Below are 4,294 nucleotides of genomic sequence, written 5' to 3'. Positions count from 1 at the left end.
AAGTATTACTAATCAGTAGTTTACTTTAATTTTAAAACTTGGCGCAGAACGTGAATAGTAAAAGCTAAGACAATTAAAGTAAATTTTTGAATGAGGAAGTAATTATGGGTGTTTTTTCAAGGTTCACAGATATCATTAACTCTAATATTAACAACTTATTAGACAAAGCAGAAGATCCTGCAAAAATGGTGCGCTTAATCATACAAGAAATGGAAGATACGCTAGTTGAAGTGCGTTCTTCATCAGCAAAAACATTAGCAGATAAGAAAGACTTAGCACGTCAAATTAACCGTTTTGAATCTGATGCAGCGCAATGGCAAGAGAAAGCCGAGTTAGCCTTAAGTAAAGATCGTGAAGACTTAGCGCGAGCAGCGTTAATGGAAAAGAAAAAAAGTGTTGAAAATGCAGGCGCATTGGCCGACGAGTTATCTCATGTAGATGGACATATTGCTAAACTACAAAGTGAAATTTCGCAGCTACAAGACAAACTAGCAGATGCTAAGTCTCGTCAAAAAGCGATTATTATGCGTGAAAAAACTGCTAGCTCACGTTTAAAAGTGAAAAAGAACATCGACAGTGAACGTGTTAATGATGCGTTGAGTCGCTTCGACCATTACGAACGTAAAATTGATGACATAGAAGCACAGGTTGAGTCTTACGATATGGGCAGCAAGTCATTAGCAGATGAAATTGCAGATTTGGCATCAGATGATAAAGTTGATGATGAATTAGCGCAATTGAAAGCTAAAATGAAATCAGAAGCTAAAACTAAATAAGTAGACGATACCTGCGCATGTCTTGTATTAGACAAAATTAAAGGAGAATTATTGTGGATGAGATTATCATCGCCCCAGTCATTATATTTATGGTCGTCGTAGCGCCTATTTGGTTAATACTACACTATCGAAGTAAACGCCAAATAAACCAGGGCTTCAGTGAAGAAGAGTATATTCAATTAACTGAGCTATCGGCACTTGCTGACAAAATGGCAGACAGAATTAAAACTCTTGAAGCTATTTTAGATGTTGAAACACCGGAGTGGAGAAATAAATTATGACCAGCAAATCCCGAGGTGAGTTATATAGAAATACGAGCCAAGGAAAGTTAGCTGGTGTCTGTGCAGGCATTGCCGATTACTTTGGTTGGGAATCATGGTTGGTACGCATACTGATCGTTTCAGGTGTATTGTTAGGTATGCAGTGGTTTGTGGTTATTTATATCGCTGCTTGGTTTATTTTAGATAAAAAGCCAGCTAATGTGGGTAATGCCCACAAAGGCAATTTTGCTCAAGGCAGCCAATACCAAACTAAAAAATCAGCAAGCTCGCAGCAATATGATGCTGATGATGATATTACCAATGAATCGATTAAAGTTAAGTCTCGTATTTGGCAAGCAGGGGAGCCGCCAAAACAAGCATTTCATGATATTAGACGCAAATTCCAAACCTTAGAGTTAGAATTGCAAGTCATAGAACGTTATGTAACTTCACCTGAATTTACCGTTTCTCGAGAAATTAATAAGTTATAAATTAAAGCGGCCTGGCCGCTTTTTTATTGTCAAAATATAAGTGATTAAATTAAACAAGTACTGTAAGAAAAGCGTAAAACCGCTATTATCAGGTTAAATAGCGTCTATTAAGATAATCTTCAAACAAACGTTTAAAGACGTTAACGAGATAAAAATTTTAGAAAAATACGTTAAAGTAATTGTGTAATTGAAAATATCACTTGTCATTTTAAAGTTCATCAGTAATTCTTATTCTCTTCAACATATTGAAAAACATAAAAGATAGTAATTAAGTATGGCACTTATTAATAAAGCGAAGTTAGAAAAGTTAAAACAAAAAGCTAGCGACATTGTTAATCGGTCTATCGATCAACATGTCACGCTTGCCGTAACAGGGCTTAGTCGCAGTGGTAAAACCGCTTTCATTACTTCATTAGTCAATCAGTTACTTAATGAAGGAAGTAATTCACAGCTAAGCTTTTTTAATGTTGTTCATCAAGGCCGATACATTGCTGCTAAGCGTGTACCACAAAAACATCTCCATATACCTAGGTTTGAATATGACGGTGCACTATCTGCATTATGTCAATCGCCACCCAAATGGCCGAAGCCAACGAATGGTATTAGTGAATTACGGTTGGCTGTTCGTTATCAACCGAAAGATTCAATTCTTAAATATGCTACAGAGTCAGCGACACTTTATATTGATATCACTGATTATCCGGGTGAATGGCTTCTCGACTTACCGATGTTATCGCTAACCTTCGAAGAATGGTCAAAACAAACGACTATGTTGCTTACACAGGCACCAAGAAGCGAGCACGCTCAAGATTTTTTGGATAAATTAGCCGAATTTGATCCTTTCGCCAGTGTTGATGAAGCGGTTTTAGCGCAACTATCAAAAGAGTACACCGATTTACTGTTACTTTTTCGTCATCAACTTGGTTTATCTGTTATTCAACCCGGACGGTTTATACTTCCGGGGGAGCTAGAAGATGCTCCTATTTTACAGTTTTTCCCTTACAGTGGCTTTGATGATATCGACAGTAATGAGTATCAAAATGCCAAGGACGATTGTTATATAGGTATGTTACGTGCAAGATTTATTGAATATAAAGAACGTGTAGTACGGAAGTTTTATAAAGAACATTTTGTTAATTTTGACCGACAAATTGTGCTTGCTGATTGCTTAACGCCACTAAACAAAGGTCCTGAAAGTTTTGCCGATTTGCAAAATGCTATAGCGATGATCATGGAAAGCTTTCAGTATGGTCAATCAAGTATATTCTCGCGCTTGTTTTCTCCTAAAATTGACCGTTTACTTTTTGCCGCGACAAAAGCGGATCATGTCACACCTGAACAACATGAAAACTTAGTGTCTTTATTGAATAAACTTGTTTTTCAAACTAAGCAAACACTGAGTTTTGATGCGATTAAAATGAAAACATTGGCTATTGCATCCGTTAAAGCAACTAAAGTGGGCAAAAGCCAATATCAAGGACAAACAATTCCTGTAATTAAAGGACGACAACTAAGTAATGACCAAACGATTACGCTATTTCCAGGTGCGGTCCCAGCGAGTATTCCAACGTTGGATTATTGGCAGAAGCAACCTTTCAATTATATTGCTTTTTCACCGATTGAGTCTGTTAGTAGTGACGAGTGTTTACCGCATCTTCGCATGGATCAAATGTTGCAATTTTTGCTTGGGGATAAATTGAAATGATAGAAAATAAAGAAAAATACCAACAGCAAATTCTATTTGATAGTGTTGATGTTGATGACGGTCCCATTAAGGACAATACACCACAAATTATTGTTAACGAACAAGACTGGGTATGCGACGAGCAAATAGAGAAAGTAGAAGACAATATAACTATCGAAACAGAAAAACCTAGCTGGCTATGGCGAACGATAGGACTTGTGTTTATTACATTAGTCGGGGTTGAGGCTGTACAGTTTTTTGTTAATGGTTTCAGTCAATCACCAATTATTGCCAGTTTATATGCCATATTATTATCAGGTTTATTACTTGTTTGTGGCCGAACTGTTTGGCGAGAATTTGCGGGCCTTAGACAGTTTAAATACCAAGAGAACCTTCAACAGCAGGCTCAAAGTATTTTCAAAAAAGACTCGAATGTCGATGCCAAAAGCTTATGTGATAAAATTTCAAAGCGCTTACCTAGTGATTTAGCTGAGTTTGATCATAGCTCGTGGCAAAAATTAAATCTTGAAGAGTATAGTGACGTAGAAATAATTCAGCTGTACGAGCGAAATGTATTATCTCAGGTAGATCAAAAAGCGTTAAAAGAAATTGCAAAATTTTCCTCTGAATCAGTAGTCTTGGTCGCACTAAGTCCCATTGCTATCATTGATATGCTTTTGATGTTGTGGCGAAATTTACGGTTGGTAAATAGAATTTCTGCGTTATATGGCTTGAAGTTGGGCTATTGGAGCCGCGTAAAACTCATTAAACAAGTTATTATCAATATGGCTTATGCTGGCGCTAGTGAGTTAGTTGCAGATTTAGGTGCCGATTTGTTAGGCGTAGAGCTATTAGGGAAATTATCAGCACGAATGGCACAAGGCTTAGGCGCAGGTATGTTAACGGCGCGATTAGGACTTAAAGCTATGCATTTGTGTCGACCTATTCCTTTTTCTGATGATGCGCCAAAATTAGCGCATATACGTCAACAAGTTGTTAGCCAAGTGCAATCACTTGTCAATAAAAAATAATTTAACTATTGAAATTTAAAGCTATTTTTATATTTGTACATTTGTATGTAAC

General features: G+C 36.9%; 5 protein-coding genes. All 5 read left to right on the top strand.

The features are described from left to right. Positions 1-104: 104 nt before the first annotated feature. The gene (pspA, locus tag H4J50_RS18550; protein ID WP_108455291.1) at positions 105-776 is read left to right on the top strand and encodes a phage shock protein PspA; all 672 of its coding nucleotides are present in this window, start codon (positions 105-107) and stop codon (positions 774-776) included. Positions 777-829: 53 nt separating this feature from the next. Continuing rightward, on the top strand, positions 830-1,057 hold the full coding sequence (pspB, locus tag H4J50_RS18545) for an envelope stress response membrane protein PspB (RefSeq protein WP_108455292.1): 228 nt from the start codon (positions 830-832) through the stop codon (positions 1,055-1,057). Further along, the gene (pspC, locus tag H4J50_RS18540; RefSeq protein ID WP_108455293.1) at positions 1,054-1,527 is read left to right on the top strand and encodes an envelope stress response membrane protein PspC; all 474 of its coding nucleotides are present in this window, start codon (positions 1,054-1,056) and stop codon (positions 1,525-1,527) included. The genes pspB and pspC overlap by 4 nt, the downstream gene beginning before the upstream one ends. A 274-nt stretch (positions 1,528-1,801) precedes the next feature. Beyond that, positions 1,802-3,232: a YcjX family protein gene (locus H4J50_RS18535; protein WP_182257639.1), complete on the top strand. Its 1,431-nt coding sequence runs from the start codon at positions 1,802-1,804 to the stop codon at positions 3,230-3,232. Further along, a complete protein-coding gene (locus H4J50_RS18530; RefSeq protein ID WP_220466347.1) occupies positions 3,229-4,242 on the top strand; it encodes a YcjF family protein in 1,014 nt (337 codons plus the stop codon). Before H4J50_RS18535 ends, H4J50_RS18530 begins: the two co-directional genes overlap by 4 nt. Positions 4,243-4,294: the final 52 nt, after the last annotated feature.

The sequence above is a fragment of the Colwellia sp. 6M3 genome, assembly GCF_014077595.1.
In the GTDB taxonomy this organism is placed as follows: domain Bacteria; phylum Pseudomonadota; class Gammaproteobacteria; order Enterobacterales; family Alteromonadaceae; genus Cognaticolwellia.
Note: the sequence above shows the minus strand (reverse complement) of the source record. Positions and strands in the feature narration are given on the sequence as shown.

What these genes read in the sequence shown, in the direction of transcription:
- pspA (WP_108455291.1), top strand. Translation starts at nt 105, where the DNA reads ATGGGTGTTTTTTCAAGGTTCACAGATATCATTAACTCTAATATTAAC.
- pspC (WP_108455293.1), top strand. Translation starts at nt 1,054, where the DNA reads ATGACCAGCAAATCCCGAGGTGAGTTATATAGAAATACGAGCCAAGGA.
- H4J50_RS18535 (WP_182257639.1), top strand. Translation starts at nt 1,802, where the DNA reads ATGGCACTTATTAATAAAGCGAAGTTAGAAAAGTTAAAACAAAAAGCT.
- H4J50_RS18530 (WP_220466347.1), top strand. Translation starts at nt 3,229, where the DNA reads ATGATAGAAAATAAAGAAAAATACCAACAGCAAATTCTATTTGATAGT.